At 64.5% G+C, this 19,323-nt stretch carries 19 protein-coding genes and 1 riboswitch; of the genes, 9 read left to right on the forward strand and 10 right to left on the reverse strand.

Annotated features, from left to right (window positions below):
- Positions 1-13: 13 nt before the first annotated feature.
- The 3 genes from D8W71_RS08965 to pruA are packed head-to-tail and all read right to left on the reverse strand — an operon-like array spanning position 14 to position 3,120.
- Complete coding sequence (locus tag D8W71_RS08965) at positions 14-517, reverse strand: hypothetical protein (protein WP_121112775.1); 504 nt, start codon at positions 515-517, stop codon at positions 14-16.
- 21 nt (positions 518-538) lie between these two features.
- A complete protein-coding gene (locus D8W71_RS08970; protein ID WP_121112777.1) occupies positions 539-1,483 on the reverse strand; it encodes a proline dehydrogenase family protein in 945 nt (314 codons plus the stop codon).
- Positions 1,480-3,120: an L-glutamate gamma-semialdehyde dehydrogenase gene (pruA, locus tag D8W71_RS08975; protein WP_121112779.1), complete on the reverse strand. Its 1,641-nt coding sequence runs from the start codon at positions 3,118-3,120 to the stop codon at positions 1,480-1,482. Before pruA ends, D8W71_RS08970 begins: the two co-directional genes overlap by 4 nt.
- A gap of 103 nt (positions 3,121-3,223) precedes the next feature.
- Here pruA and D8W71_RS08980 point away from each other — a divergent pair, with 103 nt between their 5' ends.
- The gene (locus D8W71_RS08980; RefSeq protein ID WP_121112781.1) at positions 3,224-4,804 is read left to right on the forward strand and encodes a PucR family transcriptional regulator; all 1,581 of its coding nucleotides are present in this window, start codon (positions 3,224-3,226) and stop codon (positions 4,802-4,804) included.
- Here the strand turns inward: D8W71_RS08980 and D8W71_RS08985 are convergent.
- Positions 4,791-5,366: a TetR/AcrR family transcriptional regulator gene (locus D8W71_RS08985; protein ID WP_121112783.1), complete on the reverse strand. Its 576-nt coding sequence runs from the start codon at positions 5,364-5,366 to the stop codon at positions 4,791-4,793. The genes D8W71_RS08980 and D8W71_RS08985 overlap by 14 nt on opposite strands.
- A gap of 83 nt (positions 5,367-5,449) precedes the next feature.
- Between D8W71_RS08985 and D8W71_RS08990 the strand changes: the two genes are divergently transcribed.
- Both D8W71_RS08990 and D8W71_RS08995 read left to right on the forward strand, forming a co-directional pair.
- Positions 5,450-6,589 (forward strand): acyl-CoA dehydrogenase family protein, encoded by a 1,140-nt coding sequence (locus D8W71_RS08990; RefSeq protein ID WP_121112785.1) that lies wholly within the window; start codon positions 5,450-5,452, stop codon positions 6,587-6,589.
- A gap of 14 nt (positions 6,590-6,603) precedes the next feature.
- The gene (locus D8W71_RS08995; RefSeq protein ID WP_121112787.1) at positions 6,604-7,296 is read left to right on the forward strand and encodes a dienelactone hydrolase family protein; all 693 of its coding nucleotides are present in this window, start codon (positions 6,604-6,606) and stop codon (positions 7,294-7,296) included.
- Here the strand turns inward: D8W71_RS08995 and D8W71_RS09000 are convergent.
- The 4 genes from D8W71_RS09000 to D8W71_RS09015 form a co-directional block, all read right to left on the reverse strand.
- Entirely contained in the window at positions 7,290-8,090 is an 801-nt protein-coding gene (locus D8W71_RS09000) for an ABC transporter (RefSeq protein WP_121112789.1), read from the reverse strand. The two genes, D8W71_RS08995 and D8W71_RS09000, sit on opposite strands and share 7 nt — an antisense overlap.
- Before the next feature lie 25 nt (positions 8,091-8,115).
- The gene (locus D8W71_RS09005) at positions 8,116-8,430 is read right to left on the reverse strand and encodes a DMT family transporter (protein ID WP_121112791.1); all 315 of its coding nucleotides are present in this window, start codon (positions 8,428-8,430) and stop codon (positions 8,116-8,118) included.
- Between the two features lie 13 nt (positions 8,431-8,443).
- A riboswitch (guanidine-III (ykkC-III) riboswitch) is annotated at positions 8,444-8,505 on the reverse strand.
- Positions 8,506-8,516: 11 nt separating this feature from the next.
- Complete coding sequence (locus tag D8W71_RS09010; RefSeq protein ID WP_121112793.1) at positions 8,517-9,194, reverse strand: TIGR03943 family putative permease subunit; 678 nt, start codon at positions 9,192-9,194, stop codon at positions 8,517-8,519.
- Positions 9,191-10,192, reverse strand: coding sequence for a permease (locus tag D8W71_RS09015; RefSeq protein WP_121112795.1), 1,002 nt, complete (start codon positions 10,190-10,192; stop codon positions 9,191-9,193). The genes D8W71_RS09010 and D8W71_RS09015 overlap by 4 nt, the downstream gene beginning before the upstream one ends.
- 90 nt (positions 10,193-10,282) lie before the next feature.
- Between D8W71_RS09015 and D8W71_RS09020 the strand changes: the two genes are divergently transcribed.
- Together D8W71_RS09020 and D8W71_RS09025 are read left to right on the forward strand one after the other, a co-directional pair.
- Positions 10,283-10,981 (forward strand): response regulator transcription factor, encoded by a 699-nt coding sequence (locus D8W71_RS09020; RefSeq protein WP_121112797.1) that lies wholly within the window; start codon positions 10,283-10,285, stop codon positions 10,979-10,981.
- A 5-nt stretch (positions 10,982-10,986) separates the two neighbouring features.
- Entirely contained in the window at positions 10,987-12,375 is a 1,389-nt protein-coding gene (locus D8W71_RS09025) for a sensor histidine kinase (protein ID WP_121118880.1), read from the forward strand.
- Here the strand turns inward: D8W71_RS09025 and D8W71_RS09030 are convergent.
- Positions 12,372-13,745: an MFS transporter gene (locus D8W71_RS09030; RefSeq protein WP_121112799.1), complete on the reverse strand. Its 1,374-nt coding sequence runs from the start codon at positions 13,743-13,745 to the stop codon at positions 12,372-12,374. The two genes, D8W71_RS09025 and D8W71_RS09030, sit on opposite strands and share 4 nt — an antisense overlap.
- A gap of 81 nt (positions 13,746-13,826) precedes the next feature.
- On the opposite strand from D8W71_RS09030, the gene D8W71_RS09035 reads away from it, so the two are divergent.
- Positions 13,827-14,342 (forward strand): winged helix-turn-helix transcriptional regulator, encoded by a 516-nt coding sequence (locus tag D8W71_RS09035; protein WP_121112801.1) that lies wholly within the window; start codon positions 13,827-13,829, stop codon positions 14,340-14,342.
- Here the strand turns inward: D8W71_RS09035 and D8W71_RS09040 are convergent.
- Entirely contained in the window at positions 14,335-14,760 is a 426-nt protein-coding gene (locus D8W71_RS09040) for an HIT family protein (protein ID WP_121112803.1), read from the reverse strand. The two genes, D8W71_RS09035 and D8W71_RS09040, sit on opposite strands and share 8 nt — an antisense overlap.
- A gap of 86 nt (positions 14,761-14,846) precedes the next feature.
- Here D8W71_RS09040 and D8W71_RS09045 point away from each other — a divergent pair, with 86 nt between their 5' ends.
- From D8W71_RS09045 to purD, 3 genes are read left to right on the forward strand one after another with little or no spacing between them, the layout of a single operon-like run.
- Positions 14,847-16,076 carry a bifunctional glycosyltransferase family 2/GtrA family protein gene (locus D8W71_RS09045; RefSeq protein ID WP_121112805.1) on the forward strand — a complete coding sequence of 410 codons (1,230 nt, stop codon included), beginning with the start codon at positions 14,847-14,849 and terminating at the stop codon, positions 16,074-16,076.
- Positions 16,073-18,001, forward strand: a complete 1,929-nt coding sequence (locus D8W71_RS09050) for a glycosyltransferase family 39 protein (RefSeq protein ID WP_121112807.1) — start codon at positions 16,073-16,075, stop codon at positions 17,999-18,001. Before D8W71_RS09045 ends, D8W71_RS09050 begins: the two co-directional genes overlap by 4 nt.
- 44 nt (positions 18,002-18,045) lie before the next feature.
- The gene (purD, locus tag D8W71_RS09055; RefSeq protein ID WP_121112809.1) at positions 18,046-19,296 is read left to right on the forward strand and encodes a phosphoribosylamine--glycine ligase; all 1,251 of its coding nucleotides are present in this window, start codon (positions 18,046-18,048) and stop codon (positions 19,294-19,296) included.
- The last annotated feature ends 27 nt before the right edge of the window (positions 19,297-19,323 follow it).

Consider the following 19,323-nt stretch of genomic DNA (forward strand, 5'->3'; position numbering starts at 1 on the left):
GTAGTGGGCGGGGCTAGGAACGCACGCGGTACTTCCCGCCGCGAACTATGTACACGGCATACGCGACGATGCCAACCACAAATGCGGCCGTCGGGATTGCGAGAAGCCAGACGCTCACGGACTCGCCCGCAGTCCCGGACACCACCGTCATCCAAGTGAGGAGAGCAAACGATGCTGCACCGATCCACTCCAGATCGCCGGAGATCATGCTGTCGAAGTCCGAACGACGCTCGGGAGCCGTCCAGTAACGGTGCGCATCGATGCTCGGGAGGTTGATCATCTGTGACGGCAGACGCGGAATCCACCACCGTCCTCCGCCGAACAATGCTGCCAAGACCGCACCGCCGCCGCCGAGCGACAGGACGAACGACGACGAAGATTCCCGTCGCGTCACGGCGCCGGATCCGTCGAACTGCGCGGGAAGATCGCCGCCGACCCCGAAAGCGACCCAGGCCAGAGATCCGACGAAAGCGAGACACGCAACCCAGAAGACGGTCCTGGCGCGAAATCTGCTCATCGATCCCAGGCTACCGACCGATCACGATCTGGACACCAAGGACCGGACGAAGAACATGAGGTTCGCCGGGCGTTCGGCGAGGCGGCGCATGAAGTAGCCATACCACTGGTTGCCGTACGGAACGTACACCCGCACGTTCTTACCGTCGGCGACGAGTCTTTTCTGCTCGCCGTCACGGATTCCGTAGAGCATCTGGTATTCGTACGTGTCCACCGCGCGCCCGGCTGCGAGTGCGAATCGGTCTGCAGCGTCGATCATCTCAGGATCATGCGACGCAACCATCGGGTAACCGTCGCCCTCCATCAGCACACGTAGACACCGCAGGTAGGAGTCGGAGACATCGGCCGGCTTCTGGAACGCGACCGATGCCGGCTCGTTGTATGCACCCTTGCACAGGCGAATACGTGACCGAGGTCCGGCCATCGCCCGGCAATCAGCTTCGGTCCGTTTCAAATAGGCCTGCAGAACGGTTCCGAGGTCCGGATAGTCCTCTCGCAGTTCACGAACGATCGACAACGTCGAATCCGTCGTCGTATGGTCCTCGGCGTCGACGGTCACCCAGACACCCGCATGCTCAGCGGCCGCACAGATGGTCCGAGCATTCTCGAGGGCAAGGTCGCGATCTATACCCTGCCCCAACGCCGACAACTTGAGCGACACCTCCAGCGCCGGAGTGCGAGCACCCAGCGTCGAGTACGACTGCATCAGGGACAGATAGGCATCGACGGTCGCTGCAGCCAGCGCCGCATCGGTGGTGTCCTCGCCGAGATAGTCCACCGAGACGAACCTTCCGGAATCCAACAACCCCCGCACCGCGGCGACCGCTTCGGGTTCGGACTCACCCGCAACGAACCGGTCGACCAACTGCCTGGTGATGCGCATCTTGCTCATCGTCGCTTCGAGTCGCGGCGACCGAGCAGCCGCCAGCAAAGCCGGACGCAGCGGGTTGTTCAGCACAGTTGTCATTTCGTCCCATCCCCATCCTGATGCGGATAACGGTGTGACACAGGAGCAACGAACGTCTCTTTGACAGTTCGCGTCGACGCCCAACGCAGCAGATTCTGCGGGGAACCTGCTTTGTCGTTGGTGCCGGACGCCCGTGCCCCACCGAAAGGCTGCTGGCCGACGACGGCACCCGTCGGCTTGTCGTTGATGTAGAAGTTGCCTGCCGCGAACCGCAGCGCCTTGTGGGCGTCGTCGACCGCGCCGCGGTCGTTGGCGATCACGGCACCGGTGAGTGCGTACTTCGATCCGGAATCGACTGTCCGCAACACCTCGGCATAGTCTGCGTCCTCGTAGACATGCACCGCGAGAATCGGCCCGAAGTACTCGGTGCTGAACGCTTCGTCGGTCGGGTCATCGCCGAGAAGCACTGTGGGATCGACGAAGTAGCCTTCCGAATCGTTGCAGGTGCCACCCGCCGCGATGGTCAGACTGGGGGTCGACTTGGCGCGATCCAATGCCGCCGCGTTGCGGTCGAACGCGCGTTTGTCGATGACGGCGCCGCCGTAGTTCGACAGATCGGTCACGTCGCCGTACTTCAGCTGCGATACCTGCTCGATGAACGGATCGCCCATCTTCGCCCACACCGACTTCGGCACGAACGCGCGCGATGCCGCCGAGCACTTCTGGCCCTGGTAGTCGAATGCGCCTCGGATCAAGGCAGTCGTCAGAACGTCGGGATCGGCAGAGGAATGCGCGACGACGAAGTCCTTGCCGCCGGTCTCGCCGACGAGGCGGGGGTAGGAGTCGTAGTTCGCGATGTTCCGGCCGACCTCCTGCCACAGGTGCTGGAACGTCGCTGTCGAACCGGTGAAATGGATACCCGCGAGACGAGGATCGGCCAGCGCGACCTCGGATACGAGGGGGCCGTCGCCGAGCACGAGGTTGATGACGCCGGGCGGCAAGCCTGCGGCTTCGAGGAGCTGCAGCGTCAGGTAGGCCGCGACCGCCTGCGTGGGCGACGGCTTCCACAGCACCGTGTTGCCCATCAATGCCGGTGCGGTGGGGAGGTTTCCGGCAATCGCGGTGAAGTTGAACGGGGTGATCGCGTAGACGAAACCTTCCAACGGCCGATACTCGACGCGATTCCACACACCGGGGGAGGACACTGGCTGGTCGGCAAGGATCTGCCGCGCGAACGCAACGTTGAAGCGCCAGAAGTCGATGAGCTCGCAGGGAGCGTCGATCTCGGCTTGGTAGGCCGACTTGGATTGGCCGAGCATCGTTGCTGCGGCGATCTTCTCGCGCCACGGTCCGGACAAGAGGTCGGCCGCGCGAAGAAAGACCGCAGCTCGGTCGTCGAACGGCAGGTCCCGCCATGCGGGCGCTGCTGCCGTTGCCGCCGAGATGGCGTCCCGGACGTCGTCGTGTGTGGCATTCGCGAAACTGCCGATGACGGACGAGTGCCGATGCGGCTGTACGACGTTCTCGCGCGGTCCCGACGCCGTCCGATGTACGCCGCCGATCACCTGGTGTATCTCGGTCGGATCGGCTTGAAGTGAGTCGAGTTGGATTCGAAGCCGGGCGCGCTCCGGGCTGCCGGGAGCGTAAGTGCCCACCGGCTCGTTGATCGGTGCTGGAACCGAGGTGACGGCGTCCACGGCGAACCTCCTTTGTCGGTGACGGGGTGCTGCTAATTGAAGTCGAGACCGGCACACTTGTATTCTTCCGATCGGCCAAAGGATCTGTGGTTGACTTGTCCAGATGAACGAAGGGGTACCTCTGGCGGAGGTGGTGCGGGCACTCCACGGGGCGTTCGTCGAGCTCGTGGTCGCACCGAACGGGAGCGACGTTCGCATCGCATCGGTCGGGCTGGTCGAGGAGAACGACATCGAGGCCGCCCAGCCCACACCGGACCTGTGCTTGATCGTCGGAGTTCCCGAGCAGGCGATCGCCGTTTGGCTCGACGAGCTGGCGCTGCGCGGACCCGAGGACCGGCCTCGGGCGCTGATGGTCAAGGGATCGTCGACAGCTCTGCGCCACGCGTCCAGAAGCAGCGGTGTCGCACTGGTGACCGTTCATGCTCAGTCGCGCTGGGAGAGGGTGCTGTCGACGATCCGCGGGGTGCTCGAGCATTCGACGCAACGCCTCGAACTCGATCCGATAGGCGACGACACCGACCTGTACGGGCTGGCGCACACCATCGCCTCGTTGACCGAAGGAATGGTGAGCATCGAAGACGAGCGCTCGCATGTCCTGGCGTACTCGGCCGCCGGCGATGCCGCGGACGAACTCCGCACGTTGTCGATCCTCGGCCGCGAGGGGCCTGCTGCCTACCTGCGACGCCTCAGCGAGTGGGGAGTGTTCGACCGGATCAGACGCAGCGACGACGTGGTGGAAGTGCCGGCCGACGAGGAACTCGGCATCAGGCGTCGTCTGGTCGTGGGCATTCGATCGATCCCCGACGCCTCCGGCGGTGTTGCCAATCTGGGTTCGATCTGGATTCAAGAAGGTAGACAACCTATTTCGAGCGACGCCGACGCGGTACTCCGCGGCGCCGCCGCAGTGGCGGCTCGTCTGATCAAACGGATCATCGACGCCCCGACCAACGAAACGGTGCAGATCCAGCGTCTCCTGGGCGCGCGCGGCGGTGGCGTCGACATACCGTCTCTCGCTGCGGCACTGTCGATCTCACCGTCAGGACCTGCCGCGGTCCTCGGGTTCGCCGGTGTAGCGGGCGCAGAGACGACACACCTTTCGGCTGTGCTGAGATTGGCTGCCAGCGCTTTCCATCGAAGCTCGTTGGCGACGGCGATGGGCGACCGCATCTACGTCTTGTTCCCCGGGGAGACGGCGGTGAAGCCTCTCGAGTCGTGGGCGCGCGAGCTGATCGCCAGAACCGAGGCACGCACCGGCACCGCCATCCGCGCAGCGTTGGTAGCGCCGGTGGCGTCGTTGTCCGACGTTGCCGCGGCGCGCTACGAAGTGGACAGGGTCTTGGATCGAACCACCGGGGAGAACCGGGTTACCACCCTCGCCGAGTCTCGTACGTCGGTGTTGCTCGGTGAAATAGTCGAACTCGTTGCCAATCACGAACACCTGCTCGACCCGCGCATCGGCGTACTCCGCGCATACGACGAGAAGAACAGCGGGGCGATGATCGAAAGCCTCGGTGCCTACCTGTCCTGTTTCGGCGACGTTCGAGCTGCAGCGATCCAACTACACATTCATCCGAACACGCTGCGCTACAGAATCAAACGAGTGGAGGAGATCCTCGGCGCCGATCTCGCCGACGCCGACGAGCGTGTCCTGATCGAACTTCAACTGCGCGTCAGCGGCCGGTGATCCCGTTGGTCAGCAGTTGCGCGAGTTCGGAGTAGGCCTGAGAATCGTCCAATCCGGTCCTCGACGCGACCTCCCTCGATTGAATACGCGCCATCGTCGAGGCGGCGACATCGGCGACGAAAGCCGCGTGGACACTGCGTACCTCGCCGGCCGCGGCACCGTCGTCGATCAGATCTTGAACGCGTTTCGCGGCGAACGCCGTGTTCTGTTCGTACACTTCGCGGGCTGGGGCGAACGCAGCCAGGTCGTCCATGTATTTGCTCGACGCGGGTTCGAGCGCCACCCCGACCGCAGACAGGTACGCGGTCAAACGGTCGGCGAACCCGTGCACGCCCGCAATCGATGCCTCGACCCGGTCCGTTGCGCCGCGGAAGAAATGCACCGTCGCAGCACGGACGAGCTGCTCCTTGCTGCCGGCGAGTGTGTAGAGCGTCGATTTGCTGCACCGCAGGCGTGAGGCGATGTCGTCGAGCGTCAAGTGGGCGAAGCCCTCGGACAGGAACAACTCGACGAGTTGGTCGAACAGTTCGGCGCGTCGAGCAGTCGCGTGAGCTGCGGTCATGACATCAGACAGTACTGCAGTAGCGGCTACAGTACTTCACGTAGTACTGTCGAGGAGCCGCCAGTACTGTAAGGAGTCTCCAAGTGCCTGTTGACCGTCTGCTCCCGACCGAAGAAGCGCGTGACCTGATCCAGCTGACTCGCGACGTCGCGGACAAGGTCTTGGATCCCATCGTCGACGAGCACGAGAAAAACGAGACCTATCCAGTCGGCGTATTCGGCACCCTCGGCGACGCTGGGCTGCTCAGCCTGCCGTTCCCGGAGGAGTGGGGCGGCGGCGGTCAGCCCTACGAGGTGTACCTGCAGGTGCTCGAGGAACTTGCCGCGAGGTGGGCAGCTGTCGCAGTCGCCGTGAGTGTGCACAGCCTCGCCTGCTCGCCTCTGCTCGCCTTCGGAACCGAAGAGCAGAAGCAGCGATGGCTTCCGGACATGTTGGGCGGCAGCCTCATCGGTGCATACAGCCTTTCCGAGCCGCAGGCCGGTTCCGACGCGGCTGCGCTGAGCTGCAGGGCAACCCCGAAGGATGACGGCTACGTCGTCAACGGCGCCAAGGCTTGGATCACGCATGGAGGCATCGCGGACTTCTACAACCTGTTCGCGCGCACCGGCGAAGGCTCCAAGGGCATCTCCTGCTTCCTCGTCCCACGGGATCAAGAAGGACTGTCGTTCGGTAAGCCGGAGGAAAAGATGGGCCTGCATGCAGTCCCGACAACCTCGGCGAGCTACGACGACGCCTTCATCTCCTCGGAGCGACGTCTCGGCACCGAAGGCCAGGGTCTCCAGATTGCATTCAGCGCACTCGATTCCGGTCGGCTCGGCATTGCGGCGGTGGCAGTCGGCATCGCGCAGGCAGCGCTCGACGATGCGGTCCGGTACGCCAACGAGCGCACCACGTTCGGCAAGAAGATCGTCGACCACCAGGGCCTCGGATTCCTGCTCGCCGACATGACCGCAGCCGTCGACTCGGCCCGGGCCACCTACATCGACGCGGCACGCAGACGTGACGCCGGCCTCGACTACTCACGCTGCGCATCGGTCGCGAAACTCGTCGCGACCGACGCTGCCATGAAGGTGACCACCGACGCCGTGCAGGTGTTCGGCGGTTACGGCTACACTCGCGACTTCCGCGTCGAGAGGTACATGCGAGACGCCAAGATCACCCAGATATTCGAGGGCACCAATCAGATCCAGCGCCTGGTCATCGCACGAAGCCTTCGATCGTGAGCTAGCCTGCGGGTATGGCTGACATCGAGGTCCAGACACCAGCAGGTCCGATCGATGCCGTGCTGGAGGTGCCGAACGGCTCGGGGCCGGGTGTCGTCATCGTCCACGATGCGTTCGGTCTCACCGACGACACACGAAACATTGCCCGACGCTTCGCGGACAGAGGTTATGTCGCGCTCGCACCGGATCTCTACACACGCGGCGGCGTCAGGAAGTGTGTGACCGGTGTCTTCCGGGCGCTGTTCGGCCAGAGCGGCGTCGCAATCGACGACCTCCTTGCCGCCCGCGACTTCCTGGCCGAGCACGAGAGCGTCACTGGAAAGGTGGGAATCGTCGGCTTCTGCATGGGCGGCGGATTCGCACTTCTGCTCTCGCCCAGGGGTTTCGACGCCAGCGCGCCGTTCTACGGCATCACTCCCAAGAAGATCGAGGAGACCCTCGACGGCGCGTGCCCCATCGTGGCGTCGTACGGAAAGAACGATCCGACGCTGATCGGTGCGGGCAAGAAGGTCGAGAAAGTGTTGGCAGCCAAGGGTATTGCCCACGACGTGAAGACCTACCCCGGTGCATCTCACGGCTTCGCGAACGCCCTACCCGACGGCGCAGCAGGAAAATTCGTCAAGATCACCGGAATGGGGTGGCGAGGCGAGCAGGCCGAGGACGCATTCGCGAGAGTGTTCAGCTTCTTCGGCGAACACCTTCACTGAAGCTCGTGTACCGTCTGCTTCCCCTTGAGCCACCGGTTCGGTAGCCGTCCGACCAACTCGCCCAACGGATTTACGGCCTGCGACAAGATCTCTACCGAATCCTGCAGGATGTCGATACTGATACCCATGCGTTCGAGGTTCGGCGCGAGCTGGGCCAGCGTTTCCGACAGCGTGACCAACTGGTCCAGCGGACCGCCCTTGGCCGTCAACCGTTCGATGGCCCCGCCGTCGGACAACAGTTGCTCGAGCAGTCCGCCCTCGGCCATTGCTCGCTCGATGACGCCGTCCTCGCGCGTCAAGAGTTCGAGGGGGCCGTCCTTGGCAGTGAGGCGTTCGAGCGGACCGTCGACAGCGGTGATTCGATCGAGCAGTCCGCCCTCGGCCAGCAATCTCTCCAATGGGCCGTCCTCGGCGAGCAGGCGATCGAGGGGGCCGTCGGTGGCCGTCACGCGGTCGACGGGTCCACCTGCCGCAAGGAGGCGTTCGAGGGTTCCCTCCTCCGACGTCAACCGGTCCACGACGCCACCCGGCGCGAGCAAGCGGTCCAACGGCCCGCCTTCGCGCAGGGCGTTGCCGAGGGCGCGGTCGTCGGAAGTGAGCTGCCCGAGCTGCGTGAGCAGCTGCATCGTTCCGCCCTTGGGGTTGGCGACAGCGGCGATGTTGGCAGGGGACGCCATTCCGCTTTCGAGCGCGAAACGCGTCGTGGTGAGAATCGTCCCTGTCACCTCGAGGGCGGTTTCCGCGATGGCAATCCCAGCGCGTGCAGGCAGTGTGATCGCGGACACCCAGTTCATGGAGTTACTGTAACTCCTGGACGCATCAGTGCAGCAGCTTCAGGCCGACGACGCAGCCGACGATGCCCATGAGCAGCGCGATCTTGATCCACGACGCCGTCTCGTCGCCGGTGATCATCGCGTAGGCGACGGTCAGCGTGGCGCCGATGCCAACCCACACGGCGTAGGCGGTGCCAACAGGAAGAGTACGCATCGCGAACGCCAGACCGCCCATGCTGGCTACGAGGGCGACGGCGAACACGATCGTCGGAATAGGGCGTGAGAATCCGTCGGACTTGCCGAGGGCTGTGGCCCACACTGCTTCGAGGACGCCGGAGATTACGAGAACAATCCAAGCCATGAGAAAACACTCCCATGCACCGTCTTGTCGCTGGCCGGGTACGGTGCGCTCGTCCGCTAGTCGTTAGGACTGGTACCAAAGTACCACTAATAGGCGTACGTGTTCGCCGGTTCCGGGATCTGTTCGACGCCTGTGACGGTCATGACCGGGATGTTGCCGGTCTCGGGCGAGGACTGCGCGACGGTTCCGCGCACCCGAAGCCACTCTCCCTCCAGCGGCCGGTCCAGGTGGATACGGATCGATCGCGCATCTGCGGCGCAACAGATGATCAAGATCCGAGCGAGGTCGACGCTGCCGTCGGCGTTCTGAACCCGCATTCCGGTCACCGTGATTTCCCGGCCGTCGAGGCTCCCAGCCGAGTCCCTCGCTGCCCTCTGAACGACGTCGAGGAGCGCAACCTCGGGGGCATCGCCGTCGGGAAGGGGTGGAAACGCGGTCCGCTCGATGGGTCCGGCCGACACGACGCGATCCGACACGGACGAGACCGTGAGGGCAGGAGGCTGGACGAGGAGAATCAGAGCGGCGGGGACGAGTAGCAACCAGTACGGACGGCTGCTGTGCGCATGGCCGTCGTCAACGGGACCGCCTCGTGCGATGTCTCGGGTGATTGCCACAGTAGCCAGCAGGACAATGAGAACTCCGCTGACCAGCAGGTAAGGATGCAGCGACGGTTTGACGTACCTCACGAAACTGCCGTCGAACGCGATCTTCACCATGGCGCCGCCGAGAAGAAGAAGCAGCACGTTCTGCACTTCGCGTTTCATCGCGCACCACCCAGGACCAGATATCCGGTCAGCGTTGCGCACGCGATCGCCACGACGAAGGTGATCGGCGCAAATCTCGCGACGAAGCCGCGCCCGAAGCTCCCCGCCTGCATCGCCATCAGCTTCACGTCCACGGCGGGCCCGACGACCAGAAACACCAGCCGAGGCAGCAGCGGAAGCATGGACATGCTCGCAGCGACGAACGCGTCGGCCTCGGAACACAGTGCCAGCACGACGGCGAGCACGGCCATCACGAGGATTGCGAGCAGCATCCGGCCGGCCAGGTGTTCGAGAATCGAGTCGGGAACAACGATGTGCAGCAGAGCCGCAGCTCCCGCACCGAACACCAGAAACGCCCCTGCCTGCAGCAGGTCGTGCCTTGCGGCTTCGGAGAACACCTCCCATCTGGACCGGTTTTCGTCTCCGTGGTGTTCGGCCAAGCGGGCCGTGATCCACTCCGCCTTGCCGATCCGTGCCCATAGCCAGCCCATCACCAGAGCCGTGGACAGCGAGGCGATGAAGCGAGCCAGCACCATTTCGGGCTCGCCCGGAAACGCGACGGCCGTCGAGACCAGGACTACCGGATTGATCGCGGGTGCCGACAACAGAAAGGCCAACGCAGCCGACGCAGGCGCGCCCTGATCCATCAAGCGTCTCGACACCGGCACCGCCCCGCACTCGCAGCCGGGCAGCGCCATCCCTGCAAGGCCCGATACTCCGACGGCGGCCTTCTCGTTCGAGGGCAACACTCGCCGCAGGACCCTCGGCGACACGAACGCTGCGATCGCACCGCTCACCAGCACCCCGAGCACCAGAAACGGCGTCGCCTGGACGAAGACACCGAGGAAGATCGTCGCGCCGGTCCGCACTTCGGGAACGGAATCGACGACTGACACCAGACGGTCGCGAAACACGATCGCCAATACGAGCAACAGTGCGAATACGTGCATGGAACCGACTGGTCGGCGGGTGCGAACCGGCCGCTCCGTCTCCACCATTGCGGTCCATTGTGCACTCACCCGAGTCCTCACAGGAAGTTCACAGCGAGTGTGCAGCAAGCGAGTAGCTACCGGGTTCATCATGTACGAGTGAGCGAAACACCCGAGGCGCGCGTACTGGTCGTGGACGACGAACCGACCATCCTGGAACTGCTGTCGGTCAGCCTGCGATTCCAAGGATTCGACGTACAGACGGCATCCTCCGGCCCGGAGGGGCTCGACAAGGCACGAACCTTCCGCCCCGAGGCCGTGATTCTCGACGTCATGATGCCCGGCATGGACGGATTCGGTCTGTTGCGACGTCTACGTGCCGACGGTGTCGACGCGCCCGCCCTGTTCCTCACCGCGCGTGATTCCGTCGAGGACAAAGTCTCCGGCCTGACCCTCGGCGCCGACGACTACGTCACCAAGCCGTTCAGCCTCGAAGAGGTCGTCGCCCGTCTACGTGTCATCCTGCGCCGCTCCGGCAAGACCGAGGAGACCGCGCCGTCACGAATCTCGTTCGCGGACATCGAACTCGACGACGACACACATGAGGTGTGGAAGGCGGGAGAGCCGGTTTCGCTGTCTCCCACGGAGTTCACGCTGTTGCGCTACTTCATGGTCAACGCCGGCACTGTATTGAGCAAGCCGCGCATCCTCGACCACGTGTGGCACTACGACTTCGGCGGGGAGGTCGGCGTGGTCGAGTCCTATGTGTCCTACCTCAGGCGCAAGGTCGACACCGGCGATATCCGGCTCATCCATACGCTCCGAGGTGTCGGATACGTGATGCGGCAGCCGCGGTGACAACGCTGCCCAAGCTCAGGGACGTGCCGCTGCGATTCACCCTGGTCGCGGCGCTGCTGTTGCTCGTGGCAACGGGCCTGTTGGCGTCGGGTGTGGCGGTCACCTCCGCACTCGAGCAGTCGCTTGTCGATCGTGTCGACAAAACCCTGTTCGACGCCTCGCGCGGGTGGGCGGAGCCGCGGAACGACGCCCCGCCACCGCCGAACGGATCCAGGCGGCCACCGACGGACTTCTACGTCAAATCGGTCGACTCTTCCGGTGCGGTGAACTTCGAGGAGAAAGCCGGCGTGGACGTTCCCGACGTCGACGGCATCGATACCTCACGGCCGACAACGGTTGGTTCGGAAGACGGTGGCAGCACCGAGTGGCGAGCGCTGACCGTCACCAATTCGCAGGGGACCACGTTGGTCGCTCAGTCTCTGACGCCTGCACAGATCACGGTGGACAAGCTGATAGTCCTCCAATTGATCATCGGTGCAATAGTTCTCGCTGTTCTGGCGGTGTTGGCATATTTCGTCGTACGGCGAAGTTTGCGACCCCTGGTCGAGGTGGAAAAAACGGCGGCGGCCATCGCTGCGGGCGATCTGCACGAGCGGGTCCCCGAGCGAAGTACTCGAACCGAGATCGGAAAGCTCTCGACGGCGCTCAACGGCATGCTGGCTCAGATTCAACGGGCCTTCGCCGCCAGTGAAGCGTCCGAGGAAGCAGCCCGCGCGTCGGAGGAGAAGATGCGGCGCTTCGTCGCCGATGCCAGCCACGAACTGCGGACCCCGCTGACCACGATCCGCGGGTTCGCCGAGCTCTACCGCCAGGGCGCGATGAGCGACATCACGCTGCTGATGAACAGGATCGAGGGCGAGTCCGCGCGTATGGGTCTGCTCGTCGAGGACCTGTTGATGCTGGCGCGACTCGATGCGCAGCGCCCATTGGAAGCGACATCGGTGGACGTGTTGACCATCGCCGCCGACGCGGTACACGACGCAAAAGCAGTTGCCCCCGATCGCATCATCTCCCTCGAAATGCTATCCGGTCCTGGGGTTCCCGAGGTGGTCGGCGACGACGCGCGGCTTCGTCAGGTACTGGGAAATCTCGTCGGAAACGCCATCCGGCACACCCCTGAAGACGCGACCATCACCGTCCGCGTCGGGACGACGGACACGTCGGTATTGCTCGAGGTTCGTGACACCGGACCCGGGCTTTCCACCGAAGAAGCAGATCACGTCTTCGAACGCTTCTACCGCGCCGACAGCTCGCGTACGCGCGAGAGCGGGGGGAGCGGCCTCGGCTTGTCGATCGTCGCGGCGCTCGTTGCCGCACATGGTGGTTCGGTGACCGTCGATAGCACTTCTGGCGCGGGCGCGACCTTCCGCGTGGAACTTCCTCGTGTGCTCTAGCGGGACTTGCTTCTGCATGCGAGTACGACGAGTGCACCGACGATCGAGGCCGCAGCTGTGAAGATGACAGCGCTGTTCCAGCCCTCGACCAGTCCTGCGACAGTGGGAGTTCCGGTGGGAACTGCCAGCACGGCCACCACCGTCACGCCGACTGCGGAGCCTACATAGCGGGCGGTGTTGTTCGCGCCGCTCCCCATGCCCGCGCGTCCGGCGGGAACACTGGCTACGGCTTCGCGTCCAAGGGCCGCGTTGAGGACTCCACTCGCCACACCGGCGATCAGCAGCCCAGGAAGCAACCTCGTCCAGGTTGAATCCTCGGACAAGCCGAGCAGAAACACCTGTCCCACTGCAACTCCCAGCAGGCCGACCGCGAGCTGCGTGCCGCCGGAAATGCTCGGCGGGATTCGGCGGGCGAGCAGCGCGGTCAGGACGGATGTGCCCGACCAGGCGAACAGCAAGAATGCGGCACCGAGGGCGTCGATTCCGTACGCGTTGCCAAGGAAACCGGACATGAACGACATCAGCGCGATGATGCCCGCACCGGTCATCAGTGCCGCGACGGTGGCTGCGACGAACGCAGGTTGGGTGAACAGTTTCAGATCCAACATCGCGGACGGGCTGCGGTACTCGATGATTGCGAAGATGCCGAGGAGCACCGCGGAGACGACGAACAGGCCGATCGGAAGCGGTTGCGCCCAGCCCTGTCTGCCCTCAACAAGCGCGGCGAGCAGTGCGCTCACGCCGAGGCCCAGCAGGAGTGCCCCGACCGGGTCGAGACCCCGTGGTGTGTCGGTGCGTGACTCGGCGACGAATCGGTGGGCGGCGTAGGCCAGGGCTGCACCCGCGATGGCGAGAAGGACGTAGGCGTCACGCCACGTGGCTACGCGGTCGAAGCCGGCAGAGATCAACGGGCCGAGGGCAATACCAGCTCCGACACTTGCACCCCATATGCCGCTGGCGCGGGCGCGCAACGGCCCGGCGGGATGTGTGTGCGCAATGATGCCGAGGCTGGATGCGACGAGGGCGGCGCCGCCGAGGCCTTGAACGATGCGGGCCAGAACGAACACCAGCGTGTTGGGTGCGACCGCACATGCAATGGAACCTGCGGCAAGGACGATCGCGCCGACAGCAAACGTGCGACGACGCCCGAAATCGTCGGCGACGGTTCCGGCGGTGAGGAGGGCCGCGCCGAGTCCGATGCTCATGGAGCTCAGGATCCAGGTCTTGCCCGCGGGATCACTGCCCAGATTCGACGCCGTCGAATTGATGGTCGCCAGCGGTGCAGTGAAGGCGACGAGTGTGAGCAGGGTGCCCAACGCGGCGACGATCAGCGAGCGCCTTTGGAGCACAACTGGGTCGGTGGTGGTCATCGGTACCCTTCGGTTCGGTGGCCGAACTGTAACCCGGCAATATGGTTCGGTCAACAGACCATTTGAGGTAGGCTCGCCGGTATGGCACTGGGCGTCGACTACGAAGGTCAGGACTGCTCGATGGCGCGCGCACTGGAACTGATCGGAGAGCGGTGGACGCTTCTGATCGTGCGCAACTCGCTGTTCGGCGTCCGTAGATTCTCCGACTTCCAGACACACCTGGAGATGTCCAAAGCCGTTCTGACGCAGCGACTCGCCGGCCTCGTCGATGCCGGACTGCTGCAACGTATGCCGCACGGCGGACGCGAGGAATATGTGCCGACGAGTGCCATGGAGGATCTGTGGCCCGTCGTGTTCGCGCTGAACCAATGGGGTGGCCGGCACGTGCCGTCGCCAGGAGGTGCGCGTCGGGAATTCCTTCACGCCGACTGCGGAAGCCTGCTGACGGGCGTCGGAATGTGCCCGTCGTGCAGGGTGGTTCCGGGGCCACGGGAGGTATCCATGCGTCCGGGTCCCGGCATCGGTGAAACCGCCCGGCCGAACGCAGTGTCGAAGGCTCTGCGTTCGCCGCGACGGTTACTCGAACCGATCAGGTAGGTACGTTCGCGCCGTAGCCCAGGTCGGTGAGAGCCTCTTTGATCTTTACGGCCGCCTCGTCCTGGGATTCCGCCGTCGGGCTCGGGTCGGCGCCGGAGATGTCGAAGTTGCCCATCTCGTATGCGGGAAAGACGTGCAGGTGCAGATGCGGCACCTCGAGACCTGCGATCAGGAAGCCTGCTCGCGGCGCGTCGAAGGCCTTGACCACGGCCTGACCGACCTTCTGTGCCACGGCCGTCAGCCTGCCGAAGACAGCCCCGTCGACGTCCTGCCACTGGTCGATCTCTTCGCGCGGAACGATGAGCGTGTGGCCCTGGGTGAACGGAGCGATCGTCAGGAAACCGACGACGTCCTCGTCCTCCCATACGAATCGTCCCGGAATCTCGCCGCTGATGATCTTGCTGAAAATCGATGCCATGGGCCCAGGATATGCGCAGGTACTCCCAGGAGACTGCCAGCCTCGACCCAGGAGGAACGCAGGGGAGCGGACGAGTCTTTTGTCCTATGACAACGAACTCGCTACGACGAGCAGACGGCCGTGAGCCAGGCTCGGTCGGGGCTGCCACCCTAGAGGTGGTCATTCCCGTCCACAACGAGGAAACCGACCTCGAAGAATGCGTCCGCAGGGTGCACGCCCACCTCGAGTCCGAAATCCCGTTTCGTTCGCGGATCACCATCGCCGACAATGCGAGTACCGACAACACACTCGCGGTCGCGACTCGTCTGGCCGGGGAAATCGACGGTGTCCGCGTCCGTCACCTCGAGGGGAAGGGCCGCGGGCGCGCACTCAAAGAGGTTTGGCTCGACTCGAACGCCGACGTGGTCGCCTACATGGACGTCGACCTCTCCACCGACCTGAATGCACTGATGCCGCTGATTGCCCCGCTGATGTCGGGACATTCCGATCTCGCGATCGGCTCCCGGCTCGCTCACTCGTCCCGCGTCGTCCGCGGTGCGAAGCGTGAGTTCATCTCGCGGAGCTACAACCTCATTCTTCGCACCTCTCTCCGAGCGCGGTTCTCGGACGCACAGTGCGGCTTCAAGGCGATGCGTGCCACCGTCGCCCGTGAACTGCTCCCTCTCGTGCAGGACACGGGCTGGTTCTTCGACACCGAGCTACTCGTCATCGCCGAGCGAGCCGGCCTGCGGATCCACGAGGTTCCGGTCGACTGGGTCGACGACCCGAACAGCAGCGTCAGCATCATCGATACCGCGGTGACGGACCTGTTGGGGTGCTGGCGCGTCGGCCGAGCGCTCGCATCGGGTGACCTTCCGGTCGCCGAACTGCGCAAGAGTCTCGGACGGGAGCCGCTCGTGACCGGTGTGCCGCACGGAATGGTCGGGCAGCTGGTTCGATTCGGCATCATCGGCGTTGCCAGCACCGTTGCCTATGGCCTGCTCTACTTGGTACTGCATCCGTTGATCGGAGCACAGGCGGCGAACTTCATGGGCTTGCTCATTACCGCCGTGCTGAACACAGCAGCCAACCGCGCTTTCACGTTCGGTATCCGGGGATCGGAGGACGCGGGAAAGCATCAGCTCCAGGGGCTGCTCGTCTTCGGATTCGCGCTTCTCGTTACCAGCGGTTCGCTTGCGCTCCTGCACGAATGGGCTCCCGGCGTGTCCAGGCACGTCGAACTTGCCGTCCTCGTTGTCGCGAATCTCGTTGCGACAGTGTGTCGATTCATCGCCCTCCGTTGGGTTTTCAATAGCGAGAAGGATGTGCAGAAGTGACTGTCGTGCTAGAACGTCCGATCGAGAAGCCGGCGCTGGGTGGGGGCCGGCGATGGGAATGGATCGGCCTCGGGGCTCTCCTCGTCGGCACGGCCATCGCCTACATCTGGGGCCTTGGCGCTTCGGGCTGGGCGAACTCCTTCTATTCTGCTGCAGTACAGGCTGGTTCGGTATCGTGGAAGGCGTTCTTCTTCGGTTCGTCCGACGCCGCCAACTCGATCACCGTCGACAAACCGCCGATGTCGCTGTGGCTGATGTCGCTGTCGGTTCGCATCTTCGGCCTCAGCTCCTGGGCGATGCTGATCCCACAAGCACTGCTCGGCGTCGGATCCGTCGCGCTGCTCTGGGCGACCATCAAACGCCAATTCGGAGCAGCCGCCGGACTTCTCGCCGGTCTCACGCTCGCCGTGATTCCGGTTGCTGCACTGATGTTCCGCTTCAACAATCCCGACGCGTTGCTCGTGCTGCTGATGATCGCTGCGGTGTGGGCCTCGATGCGGGCGGTCGAGGACGGACGCACTCGTTGGCTGGTGCTCACCGGAGTATTCGTCGGGTTCGGGTTCTTGACCAAGCAACTCCAGGTCATGCTGGTGGTCCCCCCGATCGCGCTGATGTATATCGCAGCCGGGCCGCCCACATTCGTGAAACGACTTCTTCAGTTGTTCGCGGCGCTCGGTGCCGCGATCGCCTCGGCCGGGTGGTGGCTTCTCGTCGTCGAACTATGGCCCGCATCCTCGCGGCCGTGGATCGGTGGCTCCCAGAACAATTCGATCCTCGAACTCACGCTCGGCTACAACGGTCTCGGTCGCCTGAGCGGCGAGGAAACCGGAAGCGTGACCCCGGGCGCCATCGGCGCCGACGGGGCAGGCGAGGGCGCAGGCGGCGGCATGTGGGGCGAAACTGGCATCACGCGAATGTTCGATTCCTCGCAGGGCGGCCAGATCGCGTGGCTGATCCCATCGGCTCTGATCTTGTTGGTGCTCGGATTCGTTCTGCGCGGCCGCGTTCGTCGCACCGACCCGCAGCGCGCCGCGCTCGGCGTGTGGGGCCTGTGGCTGCTGGTCACTGGGCTGACCTTCAGCTTCATGGCAGGGATCTTTCATTCGTACTACACGGTGGCGCTCGCACCCGCGATCGCCGCGTCGATCGGCGCGGGAAGTGTGCTGGCATGGCGCAACCGTGAACGGTACTGGGTACGTATCGGCATGGCCATCGCGATTCTGGCTGCGGTAGCGATGTCGTGGATCCTGTTGGGCCGCAGTGCCGATTTCGTTCCGTGGCTCCGATGGGCGGTTCTGGTGGTGGGATCGGTCGCAGCAGTGTTGCTGCTCATCCCCGCGATGACCCGCGGAAAGCTCGCAGTCGCGTCGGTTCTTGCGGTGATGTTCGGTTCGCTCGCCGGCCCGACGGCCTATGCCGTGGACACCATCGGCACCCCGCACACCGGATCCATCGTCACCGCTGGTCCGTCGACCGGTATGCGTGGACCCGGCGGCATGGGCGGTGGCCGAGGAATGGGCATGCCCGACGGAGGCGGCATGGGACAGAGGCAGGATCGAATGCCGATGGGCGCAGGCGGCCTGCTCAACGGCAGCACACCGACCGAAGCGATCACGTCGCTTCTCGAGGCAGATGCAGACTCGTACACCTGGGTCGCGGCAGCCGTGGGATCCAACAGTGCATCCGGCTACCAGTTGGCCACCGAGGAACCCGTCATGGCGATCGGCGGATTCAACGGCTCCGACCCGTCACCGACGCTCGAACAGTTCCAGAAATACGTGGCAGACGGCCAGATCCACTACTTCATCGCCGGTGGGGGAATGCGCGGCTCGGACTCGGGAACATCCGCAGAGATCTCGAAGTGGGTCACCGCGAACTACACAGCCACCACGGTCGACGGTGTGACCTTGTACGACCTGAGCTGATGCGTTTTTCGTTCGTCGCGCTCGAGCCGATAGTCTGATGCACTGTGCGCGTACTCGTAATCGGTTCAGGTGCTCGTGAGCACGCCCTTCTTCTTGCGCTGAGCAAGGATCCGAAGGTCAGTAAGCTGCTGGTCGCTCCTGGCAACGCAGGCACGGCGAAGCTCGCGGAGCAGCATTCCGTGGACGTCGCCTCGGGTGAAGCTGTCACCGAGCTGGCGAAGAGACTCGAAGCCGATCTCGTGGTCATCGGCCCCGAGGTCCCGTTGGTTCTCGGTGTCGCCGACGCGCTCCGCGACGCGGGTATCGCTACCTTCGGGCCCTCGGCCGCGGCTGCGCGTATCGAGGGCTCGAAGGCGTTCGCAAAGGACGTCATGGCGGCGGCCGGTGTTCGCACCGCGCACAGCGAAATCGTCGACTCGCCCGCGAAGCTGGACGAAGCCCTCGACCGCTTCGGGCCCAACTGGGTCGTCAAGGACGACGGGCTCGCCGCAGGCAAAGGCGTCGTCGTCACCACCGATCGCCTTGCTGCTCGTGATCACGCTGCCGAACTGCTCGAGACCGGACACCCGGTGCTGCTCGAATCCTTCCTCGACGGACCCGAGGTGTCGCTGTTCTGCCTCGTCGACGGCGAAACCGTCGTACCCCTTCTGCCCGCGCAGGACCACAAGCGCGTCGGCGACGGAGACACCGGACCCAACACCGGCGGGATGGGCGCGTACACGCCGCTACCGTGGTTGCCCGCGGAGGTCGTCCAGCAGATCGTCACCGAGGTCGTCGAACCTGTTGCCGCAGAACTGGTCAAGCGCGGTTCGTCCTTCAACGGTCTGCTCTACGCCGGTCTCGCGATCGGTGCCGAGGGCCCCGCGGTCGTCGAATTCAACTGTCGTTTCGGTGATCCCGAGACCCAAGCTGTCCTGGCTCTACTCGAATCTCCGCTCGGTGAGGCACTGAACGCCACCGCGACCGGAACGTTGGATTCGCTCGCGCCGTTGCAGTGGAAGGACGGCGCCGCAGTGACCGTAGTTCTCGCCGCGGAGAACTACCCGGGCCGTCCGCGCACGGGGGATGCGATTTCCGGTGCCGACGCGGAGGGCGTACTGCACGCCGGCACTGCTATCAAGGACGGCGTTGTCGTCTCGTCCGGCGGCCGTGTGCTCAGCGTGGTGGGTAGCGGCGCGGACCTCGCTGCTGCGCGAGCTGACGCGTACTCCAAGATCGAGTCCATCCGTCTGCCGGGCAGCCACTTCCGCACGGACATCGGCTTGGCTGCGCTCGAGGGTCGTATACAGCTGTAGTGCGAGCCTTACGCTCCACAATATTCG

The sequence above is a fragment of the Rhodococcus sp. P1Y genome, from assembly GCF_003641205.1.
In the GTDB taxonomy this organism is placed as follows: domain Bacteria; phylum Actinomycetota; class Actinomycetes; order Mycobacteriales; family Mycobacteriaceae; genus Rhodococcoides.

Bases quoted from the DNA above. Each gene is read 5' to 3' on its own strand.
- D8W71_RS08965 (WP_121112775.1), bottom strand. From the start codon at position 517: ATGAGCAGATTTCGCGCCAGGACCGTCTTCTGGGTTGCGTGTCTCGCT.
- D8W71_RS08970 (WP_121112777.1), bottom strand. From the start codon at position 1,483: ATGACAACTGTGCTGAACAACCCGCTGCGTCCGGCTTTGCTGGCGGCT.
- D8W71_RS08980 (WP_121112781.1), top strand. From the start codon at position 3,224: ATGAACGAAGGGGTACCTCTGGCGGAGGTGGTGCGGGCACTCCACGGG.
- D8W71_RS08985 (WP_121112783.1), bottom strand. From the start codon at position 5,366: ATGACCGCAGCTCACGCGACTGCTCGACGCGCCGAACTGTTCGACCAA.
- D8W71_RS08995 (WP_121112787.1), top strand. From the start codon at position 6,604: ATGGCTGACATCGAGGTCCAGACACCAGCAGGTCCGATCGATGCCGTG.
- D8W71_RS09000 (WP_121112789.1), bottom strand. From the start codon at position 8,090: ATGAACTGGGTGTCCGCGATCACACTGCCTGCACGCGCTGGGATTGCC.
- D8W71_RS09005 (WP_121112791.1), bottom strand. From the start codon at position 8,430: ATGGCTTGGATTGTTCTCGTAATCTCCGGCGTCCTCGAAGCAGTGTGG.
- D8W71_RS09010 (WP_121112793.1), bottom strand. From the start codon at position 9,194: ATGAAACGCGAAGTGCAGAACGTGCTGCTTCTTCTTCTCGGCGGCGCC.
- D8W71_RS09015 (WP_121112795.1), bottom strand. From the start codon at position 10,192: ATGGTGGAGACGGAGCGGCCGGTTCGCACCCGCCGACCAGTCGGTTCC.
- D8W71_RS09030 (WP_121112799.1), bottom strand. From the start codon at position 13,745: ATGACCACCACCGACCCAGTTGTGCTCCAAAGGCGCTCGCTGATCGTC.
- D8W71_RS09035 (WP_121112801.1), top strand. From the start codon at position 13,827: ATGGCACTGGGCGTCGACTACGAAGGTCAGGACTGCTCGATGGCGCGC.
- D8W71_RS09040 (WP_121112803.1), bottom strand. From the start codon at position 14,760: ATGGCATCGATTTTCAGCAAGATCATCAGCGGCGAGATTCCGGGACGA.
- D8W71_RS09045 (WP_121112805.1), top strand. From the start codon at position 14,847: ATGACAACGAACTCGCTACGACGAGCAGACGGCCGTGAGCCAGGCTCG.